The following is a 17,017-nucleotide window of genomic DNA, read 5'->3' as shown; positions in this document are numbered from 1 at the left end:
AGGCCGGCCCCGGATCAAGTCCGGGGCGACGAGAGGCTCATTGCTCCGGCGGCAACGCCTTGTCGACGATCTCGCCATCGGTCTTCAGCCCATGGCGCAGCAGCAGCGGGACGTTGCCGATCGCGAACAGCAGCGTCAGCGGCACCACGCCCCACAGCTTGAACGCGACCCAGAAATCCCAGCTCTGTGTGCGCCACACGATCTCGTTCAGGCCCGCCATCACGACAAAAAACACCGCCCAGTTGATCGTCAGCAATCGCCATCCACGCGCGGTGAGGCCCGGATAGGCGCTTTCAAGCAGCATCTGGAGCAACGGCTTGTTGGTCAGCAGGCCATAGGTCAGCACGATCGCGAACATCGCATAGACCAGCGTCGGCTTGACCTTGATGAAGGTCTCGTCGTGGAACCACAGCGTGAGGCCGCCGAACACCAGCACCAACAGGCCCGAAATCCACAGCATCGGCGAGATATGCCGCGTCTTCCACAGCGACAGCCCCATGGCGAGGAAGATCGCGACCATGAACGCCGCGGTCGCCGCGAGCATCCGGGTCAGCTGCGGTCCGCCCATGAAGCTGTTCACGGCAAAGAATACCGCCAGCGGGCCGAAATCGATCAGCATGCGCAGGCCGGGGGAGGGGGCAGCTTTGGTCGAAGCAGATTCGGTCATGCGATCACTCTACAAAAGGCGTGGGTCTTGTCGAAGAAAAGCGGCGCGCGAAGGGGCTCACCCCCTGGTCAACGCCTCCACCCCGGCGATGATCCGCGACACTTCGCGCGGGTCGAAACCGCGTAGGTCGTCGACCTTTTCGCCGACGCCGATCGCATGGATCGGCAGGCCGTATTTCTCCGCCGCCGCCACCAGCACGCCGCCGCGCGCGGTGCCGTCCAGCTTGGTCATCACCATGCCGGTGACGCCGGCGACTTCCTTGAATACCTCGATCTGGTTCAGCGCATTCTGCCCCGTCGTCGCATCGAGCACCAGCAGCACGTCGTGCGGCGCATCGGGATCAAGCTTGCCAAGGACACGGCGGATCTTGGCCAGCTCGTCCATCAGCTCGCGCTTGTTCTGCAGGCGCCCGGCGGTGTCGACGATCAGCAGGTCGATCCCCTCGGCGGTCGCGCGGCGCAGCGCCTCATGCGCAAGGCCCGCCGCATCGCCGCCCTCGGCCCCCGCGACGATCGGCACGCCGATGCGGTCGGCCCAGGTGCGCAACTGCCCGATCGCGGCCGCGCGGAACGTGTCGCCGGCCGCGACCATCACCTTCAGCCCCTGATCCTTGAGGATCGCGGCGAGCTTGGCGATGGTCGTGGTCTTGCCCGATCCATTGACGCCGATCACCAGCATCACCTGTGGCCGCGCCTTGTCGGTGATCAGTGGCTGGGCGACCTTGCTCAGCACCTTCTCGATCTCTTCCGCGACGACCAGCCGGATGCCCAGCTCTTCCATCCCGCGTTCGACCTGCTCGTTCGCGAGCCGCTCGCGAATCCGCGCCGCCGTTGCCGGGCCAAGGTCGGACGCGATCAGCGCCTCCTCGATCTCGTCGAGCGTCGCGTCATCCAGCCGCCCGGTGCCAAGCCCCGCCAGATTGCCGACCAGCCGGTCCGATGTCTTCTTGAACCCGCCGAGCAGCCGCTCGCGCCAGCTGGGGCCGCTCATTGGGGCGCCCCGATCAATTTGCCGTCCTGCACGTTCGTGATCTTCACCTGTTGAACCGATCCAATCTCACTCTGCGGAAGCATGACCTCCGCGAAATTCTCCGCATGGCCGCGGTCGCCCGGTCGTTCGACCAGCACGCGCTGCTCGGTCCCGACCATCGCGCGCAGCCAGCCCGCCCGCCGCGCCGCCGCCCGCTCGCGCAGTGCCGCCGCGCGTGCCTTGGCCACGCCCGGTGCAACCTGCGGCATCCGCGCCGCCGGCGTGCCTTCGCGTGGGCTATAGGGAAAGATGTGCGCGTGCACGATGTCGCAATCGTCGATCAGCGCCAGCGTGTTCGCGGCCATCGCCTCATCCTCAGTCGGAAACCCGGCGATCAGGTCCGCGCCGATGGCGATGTCGGGCCGCGCCGCCTTGAGCCGCGCGACCAGCGCCACCGAGTCGTCACGCGAATGCCGCCGCTTCATCCGCTTGAGGATCATGTCGTCGCCCGCCTGCAACGACAAATGCACATGCGGCAGCACCCGGCGCTCCTGCGTCAGCAGCGCGAACAGCCGCGCGTCGATCTCGATCCCGTCGAGCGACGACAGCCGCAGCCGCTCGACGCCCGAATGCGCCAGCACCCGTTCGACCAGCTGCCCCAGCGACGGCGCCCCCGGCAGGTCCGGACCATAGCTGGTCAGGTCCACCCCGGTCAGCACGATCTCGCGATGTCCCGCTTCGACCAGCGCCTGCACCCGATCGATCACCGCGCCCGCGGGCACCGAACGGCTGTTGCCCCGCCCAAACGGGATCGCGCAAAAGGTGCAGCGATGGTCGCAGCCATTCTGCACCTCGACAAAGGCGCGGACATGCGCGGAAAAGCTGGCGGCCAGATGCGGCGCGGTCTGGCGCACCGCCATGATGTCCTGCACCAGCGCGGCGTCGTCGCGCTGCCAGGATGCCGGGATCAGCTTTTCGGCATTGCCGATCACCCGGTCTACCTCCGGCATTGCGCCAAACGCAGCCGGATCGATCTGTGCCGCGCAGCCCGTCACCACCAGCCGCGCCGAAGGTCGCGCCCGGCGCGCGCGGCGGATCGCCTGCCGCGTCTGCCGCACCGCTTCGTTGGTCACCGCGCAGCTGTTGACCACCACCACGTCGCTGGACCCTAACAGCGCGCGGATGGTTTCGCTTTCGGCAAGGTTGAGCCGACAGCCAAGGCTGATTACCTCAGGTGCGACAATGGAGGACGACATGGCAGGCGATCTAGAGACGCACGGGGTCGAAGTCCATGCGTGCGCAAGGGCGGTGCTGGACTATTGGTTCGATGAACTGAAGCCGGAACAGCAATTCGCCAAGGACGATGCGGTCGATGCCGAGATTGCGCGCCGCTTCGGCCATGCCCGCGATGTCGTACTGGCGCGCGGTGCGGCGGGCTGGCGCGACGATCCGGACTCGCTGCTGGCCGCGGTGATCCTGCTCGACCAGTTCAGCCGCAATATCCATCGCGGGACCCCTGACGCGTTCGCCGCAGACCCGCTCGCACTCGCGCTGACGCTGGAGGCGATCGGCAAGGGTTGGGACCGCGACATGGCGCCGGAACGGGCGACGTTCCTCTACATGCCGCTGATGCACGCCGAAACTGCCGAGGCGCAGCGGATGAGCCTTGAAAAATTCACCGCGCTCGGTCGCGCCGACAATCTGCGGTTCGCGATGGCGCATGCCGTCGTGATCGAGCAGTTCGGCCGCTACCCGTCGCGCAACGCCGCGCTGGGCCGGGAGTCGACGGCGGAGGAACTGGAATATCTGGAGCGCCCCGACGCGGGTTGGTAGACCGTTGCGGGATAGACGCACCGTCCTCGTCACCCCCGCGAAAGCGGGGGCCCATCTCCGGACATTTCGGCATATTGCGCCGGTGCGGTAAGCGGACGTTACGCGAGCTGGGGCCCCGCTTTCGCGGGGGCGACGGCGTAATATGCGCTTCGCTTACCCCGCCATGCGGTCGGGGCGATCGGTCGGCATCTCGCTGTCGAACGTCGCGGCGGGCGGCGGCTGGACCAGCAGACGCCGTTCGGCCAGCAGGCGGCGCGCGCCCGATACCGACAGCGGGCGGCCATAGTGCCAGCCCTGCGCCTTGGCGCACCCCAGCGCCTTGAGCCGGGCGGCAATTGCCGCATCCTCCACCCCCTCGGCGGTGATCGGCAGGTTGAGGCTTTCGCCAAGCGAGACGATCGCATTGACGATCGCGGCCGAATCCGTGCTCTCGTTCAGCGACATGACAAAGCTCTTGTCGATCTTGATCCGGTCGAACGGCAGCGCGCGCAGGTGTGCCAGCGACGAATAGCCGGTGCCGAAATCGTCGAGCGCTAGGCGGACGCCCTGGTTCTTGAGGCTGCCGACAATCGACTGCGCCAGCGAGAGATTGTCGAACAGCGAGCTTTCGGTGATCTCGATCTCGAGCCGGCTGGCCGGGAAGCGCGTTTCGGTCAGCACCTTGATGATCTTCTGTGCCAGCCATGCGTCGCGCAGCTGGAACGGAGAGATGTTGACCGACAGGGTGATCGAACTGTCCCAGTCGCGCGCGGCGGTGAACGCCTGTTGCATCAGCGCCAGCGACATGTCCGCGATCATGCCGGTTTCCTCGGCAATCGGGATGAACAGCTCCGGGCTGATCAGGCCGCGTGTCGGATGTTCCCAGCGCGCCAGCACCTCGAACCCGATCAGATTGCCGGTCTGCAGGTCGATCTGCTGTTCGAAATAGGGGATGATCTCGCCGCGCGGAATGGCAGTGCGCAGCCCGTTTTCCAGCTCGTTGCGAGTCTGCAGCTCGCGTTCCATCGAATGGTCGAACCAGGCATAGCGATTGCGTCCGCCCTTTTTCGCCACATACATCGCGATGTCGGCCGACCGCATCAGCGCGTCGATCGAGACGCAGTCGAAGTCCGACCGTGCGATGCCGACCGAGCAGCTGACATGCAGCCGCAGCCCCTCGGCCTCGAACGGCTGCGCCATCTGTGCGACCAGCTTCTCCGCGATGCGCTCGACCATGTCCGGCTGGGCCGGATCGAACAGGAAGGCGCAGGCAAACTCGTCGCCGCCCAGTCGCGCGGTGAGTGCGATCGGCGGCATTGCGGCGGCAATCTCGCTGGCGGCGGCGCGCAGCAATGCGTCGCCGACGGCATGGCCATGCATGTCGTTGACGGTCTTGAAATGGTCGAGGTCGATGATCAGCATCGCCATCGCCTTGTTGCGCTTGTGGCCGCGCGCGAACATCGCGGCGCCCTCTTCGGCAAGGCTGCGGCGATTGAGAAAGCCGGTCAGCGGGTCGCGGCTCGCCAGCACCTGGGCGCGCTCCTCGGCGGCGGCGCGGATTCGCACTTCGTTGGTCAGGCCACGGTGGCGGCGCCAGCCGAACAGGATCAGCGCAACATTGAGCAGCAGTGCGACCACCAGCGTCCGGTCGGCCGGGGCGGCGCCTTCGAGGTAATGGCGCAACGTCTTGGACAGTACCGAGCTGCCGGTGCCGACGAACATCAGGATCGCCGCAACGCTCACCGCGCCGGCGATCAGATCGGATCCCGCGCCTGCGCGGACCGGCGGTTCGTCTTGATCCAGCTTCATGCTGGAGGCACTCCCGTTTCTCATCGCTCCGGCTATCCCATGACGACCGTGTAGAAGGGGTTAAAGCCGGGGGTGGTTGCGCTTATCTGCAAATGCGGCTAAGCGCGCTTCCGACCGTTCCCAGGGACGCGACGACATATGCCCATTGGGCAACGCTGGCCGACGAGGTTTCGTCCGCCGGCGCTTTGTGCGTTTCGGACCTGAGAACAAGAGGAGAAGTGCGTGTTTGACAGTCTGAGCGAACGGCTTGGCGGCGTTTTCGACCGTCTCAAGGGCCGTGGCGCGCTGACCGAAGCGGATGTGCGGACCGCGATGCGCGAAGTGCGTATCGCGCTGCTCGAGGCTGACGTCGCGCTGCCGGTCGCACGCCAGTTCGTCGACAAGGTGACCGAGGAAGCGGTCGGCCAGCAGGTGCTGCGTTCGGTCACGCCGGGGCAGCAGGTCGTCAAGATCGTCAACGACGCGCTGGTCGCGATGCTCGGCCCCGACACGGCCGAGCTTCAGATCGACGTTACCCCGCCCGCCGTGATCATGATGGTCGGTCTGCAGGGCTCGGGCAAGACGACCACCACCGCCAAGCTGTCCAAGTTGCTGAAGAAGCAGGGCAAGAAGGTGATGATGGCGTCGCTCGACGTCAATCGTCCGGCCGCGCAGGAACAGCTGGCGGTACTCGGCACGCAGACCGAGGTCGCGACCCTGCCGATCGTCGCTGGCCAGCAGCCGGTCGACATTGCGCGCCGCGCGATGCAGGCAGCGAAGCTGCAGGGCTTCGACGTGCTGATGCTCGATACCGCGGGCCGCCTGCACGTCGACCAGCAGCTGATGGACGAGATGAAGGCGGTCGCCGACATCTCGAAACCGCAGGAAATCCTGCTCGTCGTCGACTCGCTGACCGGTCAGGACGCGGTCAATGTCGCGCAGAATTTCAGCGATCAGGTGCCGCTGACGGGCGTCGTGCTGACCCGCATGGACGGCGATGCGCGCGGCGGCGCTGCGCTGTCGATGCGCGCCGTCACCGGCAAGCCGATCAAGTTTGCGGGCATCGGCGAAAAGCTCGACCAGATCGAGCCGTTCCACCCCTCGCGCGTTGCCGGCCGCATCCTCGGCATGGGCGACGTGGTGTCGCTGGTCGAAAAGGCGGCGCAGGCGATCGAGGTCGAAGACGCCGAAAAGATGGCGGCGCGGCTGGCCAAGGGTCAGTTCGACATGAACGACCTGCGCAACCAGCTCGCGCAGATGCGCCGCATGGGCGGCCTTGGCGCGCTCGCCGGGATGATCCCCGGCATGAAGAAGGCGCAGGGCGCGGTCGAACAGGCCGGTGGCGACAAGATCCTGCTGCGCATGGACGCGATCATCACCTCGATGACGGTGAAGGAGCGCGCCAAGCCGGACCTGATCAACGCCAAGCGCAAGATCCGCATCGCCAAGGGCTCGGGCACGACCGTTCAGGACGTGAACAAGCTGCTCAAGATGCACCAGGAAATGTCCACCGCGATGAAGCGGCTCAAGAAGATGGGCGGCCTCAAGGGGATGCTGGGCATGCTCGGCAAGGGTGGCATGGGTGGCCTCGGCAATGCGCTGGGCGGCCCGGCAATGGGTGACATGATGGGCAAGCTGGGCGGCCCCGGCGGCGGGCTTCCGGGTCTGCCCGGCGGCGGCGGCGACATTCCGCCCGAACTCGCCAAGTTTTTGAACAAGAAGAAGTAATCGTTTCAACGCTTTGAATTTACAGAAGGAAATACACAATGGCTCTCAGCATGCGTCTGTCGCGTGGCGGTTCGAAGAAGCGCCCTTATTACCGCATCGTCGTTGCCGATGCGCGCTCGCCCCGCGACGGCAAGTTCATCGAGAAGATCGGCACCTACAACCCGCTGCTCGCCAAGGATGACGAGAAGCGCATCGTGCTCGACACCGACCGCGCAAAGCACTGGCTGAGCGTCGGCGCACAGCCGACCGACCGCGTCGCCCGCTTCCTCGACGTCACCGGCGTCAAGGAGCGCGCTGCCAAGAACAACCCGAACAAGGGCAAGCCGGGCGAAAAGGCCGTCGAGCGCGCCGAAGAAAAGGCCGAGAAGCTGAAGGCCGCCGAGGAAGCCGCCGCCGAAGCCAAGGCCGCTGCCGAAGCAGCCGCCGCTGCCCCGGCCGAAGCGCCCGCCGCTGAAGAGGCTCCGGCTGCCGAAGCTGGCGAAGAAAAGGCCGAGGGCTGATCCTTGGCTAACGACGCCCCGGTCACGCTCGCCGTCATCATCGGCGCGCACGGCGTGACGGGGGAGGTCCGCCTCAAGGTCTTTGCCGAAGACCTGTCGGTGCACCGCCGCTTCAACGGCGGTGCGCTGACGCTCAAATCGGTGCGCCCCGGCAATAACGGCGCAATCGCGCGCTTTGCCGAGTTGGCCGACCGCAACGCCGCCGAGGCGCTGCGCGGCACCGAACTCACCGTCGCGCGCGACGCGCTTCCGCCGCTGGGTGAGGGCGAATATTATCACGCCGACCTGCTCGGCCTGTCCGCCGTGTCGGAACGTGGCGACCCCATCGGCACCATCGTCACGGTCGAGAATTTCGGCGCGGGTGACGTACTCGAAATCGAAAAGCCCGACGGCAAGCGCTTCATGGTCCCGATGCGCGCACAAGCGGTGCCCGCCTGGGACACGACCACGCTGACCATCGCCGACGGCTGGGCCGAATAGCGCTGGCCCGCCTGAAGCGTCGAAAAATCGCCTTTCCATCGCTGGCCATCTCTGATTGGCTGCGCGTCATGAAGCTCCGCCTCGCCGCCGCACTCGTGCTCGCCCCGCTACCCGCGCTCGCCCAGGCGCCAGCGGGCCAAATCCCGCCCGCGCAGGTCACCGAGATCGGCGACCATTTCGCCAGGTACCGCGACCAGAACCCGACCCCCGGCATGGTCTATATGGTCATCAAGGACGGCAAGCCCGCGCTCTCGGCGATGGTCGGCACCCAGACGCCGGGCGGCGCGCCCGTCACGCTCGACACCCGCTTCCGCATCGCATCGATGAGCAAGGCGTTCACCGCGCTCGCGATCCTCAAGCTCCGCGACGACGGCAAGCTGCGCCTCGACGATCTCGCCGAGACGCACATCCCCGAAATGCGCGGCTGGACCTATCCGACCAGCGACAGCCCGCGCATCCGCATCCGCGACCTGCTCGCGCATGTCGGCGGCATGGTCACCGACGATCCCTGGGGCGACCGGCAACAGGTGCTGAGCGAGGCGCAGTTCAGCGCGATGATCGCGCAGGGCGTGCCGTGGAGCCGCACCGGCGGCATGGCGCACGAATATTCCAACTATGGCTATGCGCTGCTCGGCCGGATCATCACCAACGCCTCGGGCGAGCCCTATCAGGCCTATGTCGGGCGCACGATCCTCGCCCCGCTCGGCATGAGCGCGACCACCTATGACATTGCGCAGGTGCCGCGCGACACATTCGCGCTCGGCTATCGCTGGGAGGACGAGAAATGGGTCGCCGAGCCGGAAATGCGCGACGGCGCATTCGGCGCAATGGGCGGGATGATCACCACCGCCAACGACTATGCCAAGTGGATCGGCTTCCTCCTCTCCGCCTGGCCCCCGCGCGACGGCGCCGAGACCGGCCCGGTCAAGCGCGCCACGGTGCGCGAGATGGTGCAGGGCCTGAACTTCGTCCGGACCGGCCCGCGCCGCGCCGCGCCGGAGGGTGACAAATGCATCGTCGCGACCGCCTATGGCATGGGCATGCGCATCACCAGCGACTGCGACCTCGGCACCGCGCTTGAGCATGGCGGCGGCTATCCCGGCTACGGCAGCTATGTCGTGCTCGCCCCGGAGCGCGGCATCGCCGCCTTCGCCTTCACCAACAAGACCTACACGGCTCCCGCAGTGCCGGTGTGGCAATCGCTCTGGTCGCTGGCGAAGGGCGGGGCGGCAGCGCCCCGCGCGACCCCGCTCAATCCGCTCTTGGCACAGATGCACGACGCCGCCCGCGCCGCCTATGCCGCGGGCGACGTGAAGCCGCTCGACGGCAAGCTCGCGATGAACTTCCTGCTCGACCGCGACGCCGCGCACTGGCGCACGGAATTCGCGCGGATCAAGGGTGTTGTCGGCGACTGCCCCACCGCCGAACCGCTTCAGCCAACGGGCAACCTCTCGGTCAATTTCCGCTGGAACTGCACCAAGGGCAAGCTCGACGGCCAGATCCTGCTCGCCCCGACCAACCCGCCGACGATCCAGGCGCTGCGGTTCGCGCCACGGCCTAACTAACCCGATCGTCGCCCCGGGCTTGACCCGGGGCCGGGCTGCCTCTGTCACGCTGGCAAAGAAGCCAGCCCCGGGTCAAGCCCGGGGCAACGGTGGCATGCTTTAGCGCAAAATCGCCCGCTGCGCGCTCAGCATATTCCGGATCGTCGTCGACGCGACCCCCGCTTGACCCATTGCATTGCTGATCTGGTCCAGCCCCTTCACCACATCGCCCGCCGCGAACAGGCCGGGGATGCTGGTGCGCTGGTGGTCGTCCACCTCCAGGCACCCCTCAGCCGTCGCGGCTGCGCCCCCCGCGACGGCGAGGTCGGAGCGGATGCGCGACCCCAGCGCCGGATAGATACTGTCAAACGCAAGTCGGCCCTGCGCGGTATCCACCCCAATCCGATCCCCCTCGATCGCATAGCCGCCGCACGGCCCATTGACCCGCGCGATCCCTGCTTCCTCCAGCTTTTCCACGCACGCTGCGTCCAGCCGATGCTCCACATCCGGCGCGATCAGCGTCACGTCGCGGGTAAAGCCGCGCAGGAACAGCGCCTCGCGCATCCCATGATCGCCGGTCCCGATCACGCCGACGCGCTTGTCGGTCACCTCGTATCCGTCGCACACCGGGCAGTAGCGCAGCAGCCCGCGCGCCAGCGCCTTGTCATGCACGCTCTCGTCGATCCCCTCGGGCCGGTGATTGACGACCCCGGTCGCCAGCAACACCGCCCGCGCCTCGAACCGGCGCTCGGCCGCATGGACGACAAAGCCACTCTCGACCGGCTCGATCCGCGTCACCTTGGCCGGCTCGCGCACCGCACCGTACAGCTCGGCCTGCGCCAGCATCCGCCGCAACAACTCGACGCCCTCGATCCCCTCAGGATAGCCGGCATGGTTGTGCGTCCGCGGGATCAGCGCCGCGCGGCTCGACCCGCAATCGAACAGCCGGATCGACAGGTGATAGCGCGCCAGATAGATCGCGGCCGTCAGCCCGGCCGGCCCTGCGCCGACGATGATGCAGTCTTCCATGCCCGCCATAGCGCGGCGGGGGCGGGTAGGTTCCTTGAAGCCAGTGACCCGAATGTATATACGTTCGGACTATACGGAGGCGCATATGGGTGACGAGTTCAAAACCCGCACATTCAAATCGGGCAATTCGGTCGCGCTACGCCTGCCCAAGGCACTGGGCCTGAGCGATGGCGACGAGGTGACGATCGTGCCGCACGCCGATGGCAGTTTCTCCTTCTGGCCCAGCGGTTCGGCTAAGCGCGTGTTCCTAAGCCTGTATGGCGCCTTTTCCGACGGCTTCATGGCGGATGGTCGCGGCGACACCGATCAGGACGAGCGCGACTGGAGCGGTTCGGCGCCGGATCGCGCCGCATGATCATGCTCGACACCAATGCCTGTTTCGATTTCGCCAAGGCCCGCAGCGACCGTTTGCGCGATCGGCTGGCAGAGGCCTTCGAGAGCGGTCTCGCAATCTCCGCCGTGACGCTCGCCGAACTGCGCGTCGGCGCGAAGGCACCCGGCGCGGATCCGATGGACGCGCGGCGCCTGGACCTGCTAATCCAGTCGCTCACCTTGCTCGATTTCGACGCCGCGGCTGCCGAGGACTATGCTGACATCGTCCGACACGTGGGCGTGCGCCGCCGCAGCTTTGATCGATTGATCGCAGCACATGCCCGTTCGCGCGGCTTGCTGCTGGTGACGAATAACGAACGTGACTTCGCCGACGTGCCGGGTCTCAAAGTGGAAAACTGGACCCGATGACCTTCGCTGCCACCGTACTCACCCTCTACCCGGACATGTTTCCCGGCCCGCTCGGCGCGTCGATCGCCGGACGCGCGTTGAACGAGGGGAAGTGGAGCCTCGACACCGTTCAGATCCGCGACTTCGCGACCGACAAGCATCGCACCGTCGATGATACCCCGGCCGGGGGCGGGGCGGGGATGGTGCTCAAGCCCGATATCCTCGCCGCCGCCTGTGACAGCGTCGGCTACAACCGTCCGATGCTCGCCATGACCCCGCGTGGCGCACCGTTGACGCAGGACCGGGTGCGCGCGCTCGCCGCCGGTCCGGGCGTGTCGATCCTGTGCGGCCGGTTCGAGGGGTTTGACGAGCGGCTGTTCGATGCGCGTCCCATCGAACAGGTGTCGATCGGCGACTATGTGCTGTCGGGCGGAGAGATGGGCGCGCTGGTGCTGCTCGACGCTTGCATTCGGCTGCTTCCCGGCGTAATGGGCGCGCCTTCCAGCGGAGTCGAGGAAAGCTTCGAAAGCGGCCTTCTCGAATATCCGCAATACACCCGACCCGTCGAATGGGAAGGGCGCACGATTCCCGAAGTGCTGCGATCGGGGGATCATGCGCGGATCAACGCCTGGCGCAAGCATCAGGCCGAGACCGATACACGGCTAAGGAGGCCGGATCTTTGGGAGCGCCATGAGGGCGCTCGGGTCCAGTCTCCCTCTGGCGCGCGGCGCGAAAAGGAATGAGAGCCATGAACCTGCTCCAGCAGATCGAGGCCGAGAACGTCGCGAAGTTCTCCGCCGAAAAGAAGATCCCCGAATTCCGCCCCGGCGACACCGTCCGCGTCGGCGTGAAGGTCGTCGAAGGCGAGCGCACCCGCGTTCAGGCCTATGAAGGCGTCTGCATCGCCCGCGCCAACAAGGGCATGGGCAGCAACTTCACCGTGCGCAAGATTTCGTTCGGTGAGGGCGTCGAGCGCGTCTTCCCGCTCTATTCGCCGAACATCGACAGCATCGAAGTCGTCCGTCGCGGCGTCGTGCGTCGTGCGAAGCTCTATTATCTGCGCGGTCGTACCGGCAAGTCGGCGCGTATCGCCGAGCGCCGCGATCCGCGTCCGGCCAAGACCACCGAAGCCGCCGAATAATCGGCCTTCGGCACGAACAAGCGCGGGGCGCGGGGCGAAAGCTTCCGCGCCCCGTTTGATTCTGCGTCCTGCGATCCTACGTTATCCGGGTGACCGCTCGATCCGCCGCCTTTGCCGCCACACACGCCCGGTCGGTCCGGGCGGCGGCGCTGTGGATCGCGCTGCTCGTCGCGCTGGCCTCGTCGCTGCTCAGCGGCGGCGCGCCGCGCACCGTCGCATTCGGCTCGGCGTTCAATCCCGCAACCACGGTCGAGGCACTTCGCCCGCTGCGCCCATCGCCGCGGATCGTCGCACCCCATGTCCGGCCCGACCCCGATCCGGTGACGGGGGCCGGTAGCGCGACGTTTGCCAGCGCGACGTCGCCGATCGTCCCACCCCCCGATGCCGTTGCGGCGCGACCGTCCGGTTTCGCGACTGCCCCCATAAACCCGTCCCACCCGCCGCGTGTCGGCCGCCCGCGCGCTCCGCCTGTCGTCTGACATTCCCCGTTCGCGCTCCGGCGCGGTTTCAGGAGCAATGTCATGAACAATGCGCACGACAAGCGGCAGCCCTGGTGGTTTGCGCCGATCGTCTGGAGCGGAATGGCCGCCAGCACGGCGGCGGCAGCGCTCGTGATCGGTGGCACCACCGGCTGACCGCACTGCCCGGGCCGCGCGCTGCGGTCCGGGCCTCAACCGGGACAACTGCCAGCCTATGCACCATACACCGCTGATCGCCACCATCGTCGCGGGTCTCGTCATCGCCTTCATCATGGGGGCGATCGCCCACAAATTGAGGGTGTCGCCCATCGCTGGCTATCTGCTCGCCGGGATCATGGTCGGGCCGTTCACGCCCGGCTTCGTCGCCGATGGCAATTTGGCCGCAGAACTGGCGGAGATCGGCGTCATCCTGCTGATGTTCGGCGTCGGTCTGCACTTCTCGCTGCGCGACCTGCTCGCGGTGCGCAAGATCGCGGTGCCCGGGGCGATCGCCCAGATCGCATCGGCCGTGGTGATGGGCATGGGCCTGTCCTGGCTGCTGGGCTGGGACCCGCTTGCCGGGTTCGTCTTCGGTCTTGCGCTGTCGGTCGCCAGCACCGTGGTGCTGCTGCGCGGGCTGCAGAGTTTCGGCATCGTCGATACCGAACGCGGACGGATCGCGGTCGGCTGGCTGATCGTCGAGGATCTGGTGATGGTGCTCGCGCTGGTGCTGCTGCCGGTGCTGGCACAGGTGATGAAAAGCGACGGCCCGATGAGCTGGAGCGCGCTGCTGGTCCCGCTGGCGCAGATCGGGTTCAAGGTGACCGGCTTCCTCGTCGTCATGCTGCTGGTCGCGCGCCGCGTGATCCCGATGGCGCTGCATTGGGTCGTGCATACCGGCTCGCGCGAGCTGTTCCGCCTTGCCGTGCTCGCGATCGCGCTCGGCGTCGCCTTCGGCGCGGCACTGGTATTCGACGTGTCCTTCGCGCTCGGCGCCTTTTTCGCCGGCATGATCCTGGGCGAAACCCCGCTCAGCCGTCAGGCGACCGAGGAGACACTGCCGCTGCGCGATGCGTTCGCGGTGCTGTTCTTCGTATCGGTCGGCATGTTGTTCAACCCGGCGGTGATCGTGGAGCAGCCGATCCCGCTGATCGCGACCTTCCTGATCATCGTGGTCGGCAAGTCGCTCGTCGCCTATGCCATCGTCCGCGCGCTCGGCCGCACCCACCGGATCGCGGTGACCGCCGCAGCCAGCCTCGCCCAGATCGGCGAATTCTCGTTCATACTGGTGGGCCTTGGCGTGTCGCTGGAGATCCTGCCGCCGGAAGGGCGCGATCTGGTGCTGGCGGGCGCATTGTTGTCGATCCTCGCCAACCCGTTCATCTTCACCTGGCTGGTCCCGCGCCGGCAGGAGCAGACCGATCCGATCGAGCCGCCGCGCGACACCGGCGACCGCACCGGGCACATCGTGCTGGTCGGCTATGGTCAGGTCGGCAAGCTGATCGCGCGCGATTTGCTGGCCCGCAAGCGCCCGTTCATCCTGATCGAGGATCAGGCCGACATCGCCAACGCCGCCAAGGAGGCCGGCCTTGACGTCGTGCGCGGCAATGGCGTCGACCCCGAAGCGCTGAAGGCCGCCGGCGTCGATCGCGCTGCCAAGCTGCTGATCGCGATCCCCGAAGGGTTCGAGGGCGGCGCTGTGGTCGAGGCCGCACGAACGCTGAACCCCGCCATCGCGATCGTCGCCCGCGCGCACTCCGACGCGGAGGTCGAGCATCTCGCAGCACGCGGCGCAGGCGATGTCGTGCTGGGCGAACGCGAAATCGCCAACCGCATGCTCGGCCTGTGCGCGGTACGCGCGGCGCGGAGCTGAGGCTTTACCTCGCCTGCGGGAAGCCCGATAGGTGGCGGATCGTGAGCAAAATGGACGGGTTACAGGATGTGGAAAGCGGCACTGGGTGCGATGGCAATACTGTCGGCGGGGGTGGCAATGCCCGTTGAGGCACAGCAGGTGGCAGGTAGCGACCTGACCCTCGAACGCGTCTTCGCCAGCCCCGATCTCGCCGGCACCACCCCGCGCGCGCTGCGCCTGTCGCCCGATGGCACGCTCGTCACCGTCCTGCGCAACCGCCCGGATGACAATCAGCGCTTCGACCTGTGGGCGATGGACACCGCCACCGGGCAGTGGCGCATGCTGGTCGACAGTCTGAAACTCGGCACCGGCGCGGAACTGTCCGAGGCCGAGAAGATGCAGCGCGAGCGCGCGCGCATCGGCGGCAGCAAGGGCATCGTCGCCTATGACTGGGCCCCCGATGGCAAGTCGATCCTCGTCCCGCTCGACGGCGACCTCTATCTCGCCACGCTCGACGGCAATGTCCGCCGCCTGACCGCGACCGAAGGCGGCGAGCTCAATCCGGTGATCAGCCCGCGCGGCGGCTTTGCCAGCTTCGTGCGCGACCAGAATCTCGTCGTGCTCGATCTCGCCAGCGGCAAGGAGGTCAAGGCGACGACCGAGGGCGCGGGCACCGTCTATTTTGGCGAGGCCGAGTTCGTCGCGCAGGAAGAAATGGGCCGTCGCACCGGTTACTGGTGGTCGCCCGACGACACGCGCATCGCCGTCCAGCGCTTCGACGAAAGCCCGGTCGGCATCGTCAGCCGCGCCGCGATCGGAGCGGAGGGCACCAGGATCTACGATCAGCGCTATCCCAAGGCGGGCACCGCCAACGTGCTGGTCGACCTCTATGTGATGAACCCCGACGGCTCCGGCCGGGTCAAGGTCGACCTTGGCAGCGAGACCGACATCTACCTCGCCCGCGTCGACTGGACGCCCGATGGCAAGACGTTGCTCGTCCAGCGCCAGAACCGCGCGCAGACCGTGCTCGATATGCTCGCGGTCGATCCCGCGACCGGCGCGTCGCGTGTGCTGTTCAGCGAAAAGTCGGGCGAACGCAGCTGGATCAACCTGTCCGACGCCTATCACCCGCTCAAGGACGGCAGCCTGATCTGGTGGTCCGAACGCGACGGCCATGGCCATCTCTACCGCTTCAAGTCCGGCAAGTGGACCCAGCTGACCCAGGGCGACTGGGAAGTTGCCGACATTGTCGGGGTGGACGAAAAGAGCGGCCGCATCACCTTCACCGGCAACAAGGACGGCGTGCTCGAACGCCATCTCTACACCGTGAACCTCGACAAGCCCGGCGTCGTGACCCGCATCACCGAACCCGGCTGGTGGCACGGCGCCAGCGCCAACGGCACCGCCAGCAAGATCATCCTGACCCGCTCGAAGAGCGACCAGCCGGCGCAGGTCATGCTCACCGACGCGGCGGGCAAGCGCCTCGCCTGGGTCAATGAGAACAAGGTCGCGGGCGACCATCCCTACGCCCCCTATCTCGCCAGCCATCGGCAGAAGCAGTTCGGCACGATCAAGGCGGCGGACGGCACCGTCTTGCACTGGGAAATGATCACGCCCAAGCTGGAACCGGGCAAGAAATACCCCGTCTTCTTCCACCATTATGGCGGCCCGCATTCGCAGCAGGTCAGTCGCGCATGGGGCGGGGCGCTTCAGCAATATCTCGTCGATCGCGGCTATGTCTGGTTCGTGCTCGACAATCGCGGCGCGGCCAATCGCGGCAAGGCGTTCGAGGATCATCTCTATCAGGCGATGGGCGGGGTCGAGGTCGAGGACCAGCTCGCCGGTGCGGCGTATCTGAAGGGCCTCGACTTTGTCGATGCCAACCGCATCGCCACCTATGGCTGGTCCTATGGCGGCTATATGACGCTCAAGATGCTCCAGGCCGCGCCCGGCACCTTCGCCGCCGGCATCTCCGGCGCGCCGGTCAGCAAGTGGGAGCTGTACGACACCCATTATACCGAGCGGTACATGGGCGACCCGCGTCAGGTTCAGGCGGCCTATGACAAGGCGAACACAGTCGCGGATGCCACCAAGATCACCGATCCGCTGCTGCTGATCCACGGCATGGCCGACGACAATGTCGTGCTCGAACATTCGACCGTGATGATGGCAAAGATGCAGGGCGCAGCAGTGCCGTTCGAAACGATGCTCTACCCGGGCCAGACGCACCGCGTTGCCGGGCCGGGCATCAGCGTGCACCTGTGGACGACGATCCTAAACTTCCTCGACCGTCACATGGGCAAGGACGCGCCGCCCGCGAAATGAATTG

The 17,017-nt window shown here is 66.9% G+C and carries 17 protein-coding genes; 12 read left to right on the top strand and 5 right to left on the bottom strand.

Annotated features, from left to right (window positions below):
- Positions 1-37: 37 nt before the first annotated feature.
- Genes J2Y54_RS03610 through mtaB form a run of 3 tightly spaced genes read right to left on the bottom strand, consistent with a single transcriptional unit; the run spans position 38 to position 2,892 of the window.
- Entirely contained in the window at positions 38-667 is a 630-nt protein-coding gene (locus tag J2Y54_RS03610) for a septation protein A (RefSeq protein ID WP_310036969.1), read from the bottom strand.
- Positions 668-724: 57 nt separating this feature from the next.
- A complete protein-coding gene (gene ftsY, locus J2Y54_RS03605) occupies positions 725-1,657 on the bottom strand; it encodes a signal recognition particle-docking protein FtsY (RefSeq protein ID WP_310036968.1) in 933 nt (310 codons plus the stop codon).
- Positions 1,654-2,892 carry a tRNA (N(6)-L-threonylcarbamoyladenosine(37)-C(2))-methylthiotransferase MtaB gene (gene mtaB / locus J2Y54_RS03600; protein WP_405052870.1) on the bottom strand — a complete coding sequence of 413 codons (1,239 nt, stop codon included), beginning with the start codon at positions 2,890-2,892 and terminating at the stop codon, positions 1,654-1,656. The genes ftsY and mtaB overlap by 4 nt, the downstream gene beginning before the upstream one ends.
- Here mtaB and J2Y54_RS03595 point away from each other — a divergent pair.
- The gene (locus tag J2Y54_RS03595; RefSeq protein WP_310036967.1) at positions 2,891-3,469 is read left to right on the top strand and encodes a DUF924 family protein; all 579 of its coding nucleotides are present in this window, start codon (positions 2,891-2,893) and stop codon (positions 3,467-3,469) included. The genes mtaB and J2Y54_RS03595 overlap by 2 nt on opposite strands.
- Before the next feature lie 153 nt (positions 3,470-3,622).
- Here the strand turns inward: J2Y54_RS03595 and J2Y54_RS03590 are convergent, their stop codons facing one another.
- Positions 3,623-5,257: an EAL domain-containing protein gene (locus J2Y54_RS03590; RefSeq protein ID WP_310036965.1), complete on the bottom strand. Its 1,635-nt coding sequence runs from the start codon at positions 5,255-5,257 to the stop codon at positions 3,623-3,625.
- A 222-nt stretch (positions 5,258-5,479) separates the two neighbouring features.
- Here J2Y54_RS03590 and ffh point away from each other — a divergent pair, with 222 nt between their 5' ends.
- From ffh to J2Y54_RS03570, 4 genes are all read left to right on the top strand, one after another.
- Positions 5,480-6,964 carry a signal recognition particle protein gene (gene ffh, locus J2Y54_RS03585; RefSeq protein ID WP_310036962.1) on the top strand — a complete coding sequence of 495 codons (1,485 nt, stop codon included), beginning with the start codon at positions 5,480-5,482 and terminating at the stop codon, positions 6,962-6,964.
- Positions 6,965-7,002: 38 nt separating this feature from the next.
- Entirely contained in the window at positions 7,003-7,464 is a 462-nt protein-coding gene (gene rpsP / locus J2Y54_RS03580; protein WP_310036960.1) for a 30S ribosomal protein S16, read from the top strand.
- 3 nt (positions 7,465-7,467) lie between these two features.
- Positions 7,468-7,944: a ribosome maturation factor RimM gene (gene rimM, locus J2Y54_RS03575; RefSeq protein ID WP_310036958.1), complete on the top strand. Its 477-nt coding sequence runs from the start codon at positions 7,468-7,470 to the stop codon at positions 7,942-7,944.
- A 68-nt stretch (positions 7,945-8,012) separates the two neighbouring features.
- Complete coding sequence (locus J2Y54_RS03570) at positions 8,013-9,509, top strand: serine hydrolase domain-containing protein (RefSeq protein ID WP_310036956.1); 1,497 nt, start codon at positions 8,013-8,015, stop codon at positions 9,507-9,509.
- Positions 9,510-9,608: 99 nt separating this feature from the next.
- On the opposite strand, the gene J2Y54_RS03565 is transcribed toward J2Y54_RS03570, so the two are convergent.
- Complete coding sequence (locus tag J2Y54_RS03565) at positions 9,609-10,517, bottom strand: NAD(P)/FAD-dependent oxidoreductase (protein WP_310036953.1); 909 nt, start codon at positions 10,515-10,517, stop codon at positions 9,609-9,611.
- Positions 10,518-10,602: 85 nt separating this feature from the next.
- Between J2Y54_RS03565 and J2Y54_RS03560 the strand changes: the two genes are divergently transcribed.
- The 7 genes from J2Y54_RS03560 (at position 10,603) to J2Y54_RS03530 (ending at position 17,013) form a co-directional block, all read left to right on the top strand.
- Complete coding sequence (locus tag J2Y54_RS03560) at positions 10,603-10,872, top strand: AbrB family transcriptional regulator (RefSeq protein WP_310036952.1); 270 nt, start codon at positions 10,603-10,605, stop codon at positions 10,870-10,872.
- Positions 10,869-11,258 (top strand): type II toxin-antitoxin system VapC family toxin, encoded by a 390-nt coding sequence (locus tag J2Y54_RS03555; RefSeq protein WP_310036950.1) that lies wholly within the window; start codon positions 10,869-10,871, stop codon positions 11,256-11,258. The genes J2Y54_RS03560 and J2Y54_RS03555 overlap by 4 nt, the downstream gene beginning before the upstream one ends.
- Positions 11,255-11,980 (top strand): tRNA (guanosine(37)-N1)-methyltransferase TrmD, encoded by a 726-nt coding sequence (gene trmD, locus J2Y54_RS03550; protein ID WP_310036948.1) that lies wholly within the window; start codon positions 11,255-11,257, stop codon positions 11,978-11,980. The genes J2Y54_RS03555 and trmD overlap by 4 nt, the downstream gene beginning before the upstream one ends.
- Positions 11,981-11,985: 5 nt before the next feature.
- Positions 11,986-12,378, top strand: a complete 393-nt coding sequence (gene rplS / locus J2Y54_RS03545; protein WP_300493595.1) for a 50S ribosomal protein L19 — start codon at positions 11,986-11,988, stop codon at positions 12,376-12,378.
- An 89-nt stretch (positions 12,379-12,467) separates the two neighbouring features.
- Positions 12,468-12,857, top strand: a complete 390-nt coding sequence (locus J2Y54_RS03540; protein WP_310036946.1) for a hypothetical protein — start codon at positions 12,468-12,470, stop codon at positions 12,855-12,857.
- A gap of 214 nt (positions 12,858-13,071) precedes the next feature.
- Positions 13,072-14,709 (top strand): YbaL family putative K(+) efflux transporter, encoded by a 1,638-nt coding sequence (ybaL, locus tag J2Y54_RS03535; RefSeq protein ID WP_310036945.1) that lies wholly within the window; start codon positions 13,072-13,074, stop codon positions 14,707-14,709.
- Between the two features lie 66 nt (positions 14,710-14,775).
- Positions 14,776-17,013, top strand: a complete 2,238-nt coding sequence (locus J2Y54_RS03530) for a DPP IV N-terminal domain-containing protein (RefSeq protein WP_405052869.1) — start codon at positions 14,776-14,778, stop codon at positions 17,011-17,013.
- The last annotated feature ends 4 nt before the right edge of the window (positions 17,014-17,017 follow it).

Origin of the sequence: Sphingomonas sp. BE123 (assembly GCF_031456015.1) — a bacterium.
In the GTDB taxonomy this organism is placed as follows: domain Bacteria; phylum Pseudomonadota; class Alphaproteobacteria; order Sphingomonadales; family Sphingomonadaceae; genus Sphingomonas.
The sequence above is the reverse complement of the archived record's forward strand: the minus strand, read 5'-3'. Positions and strand labels throughout refer to the sequence as shown.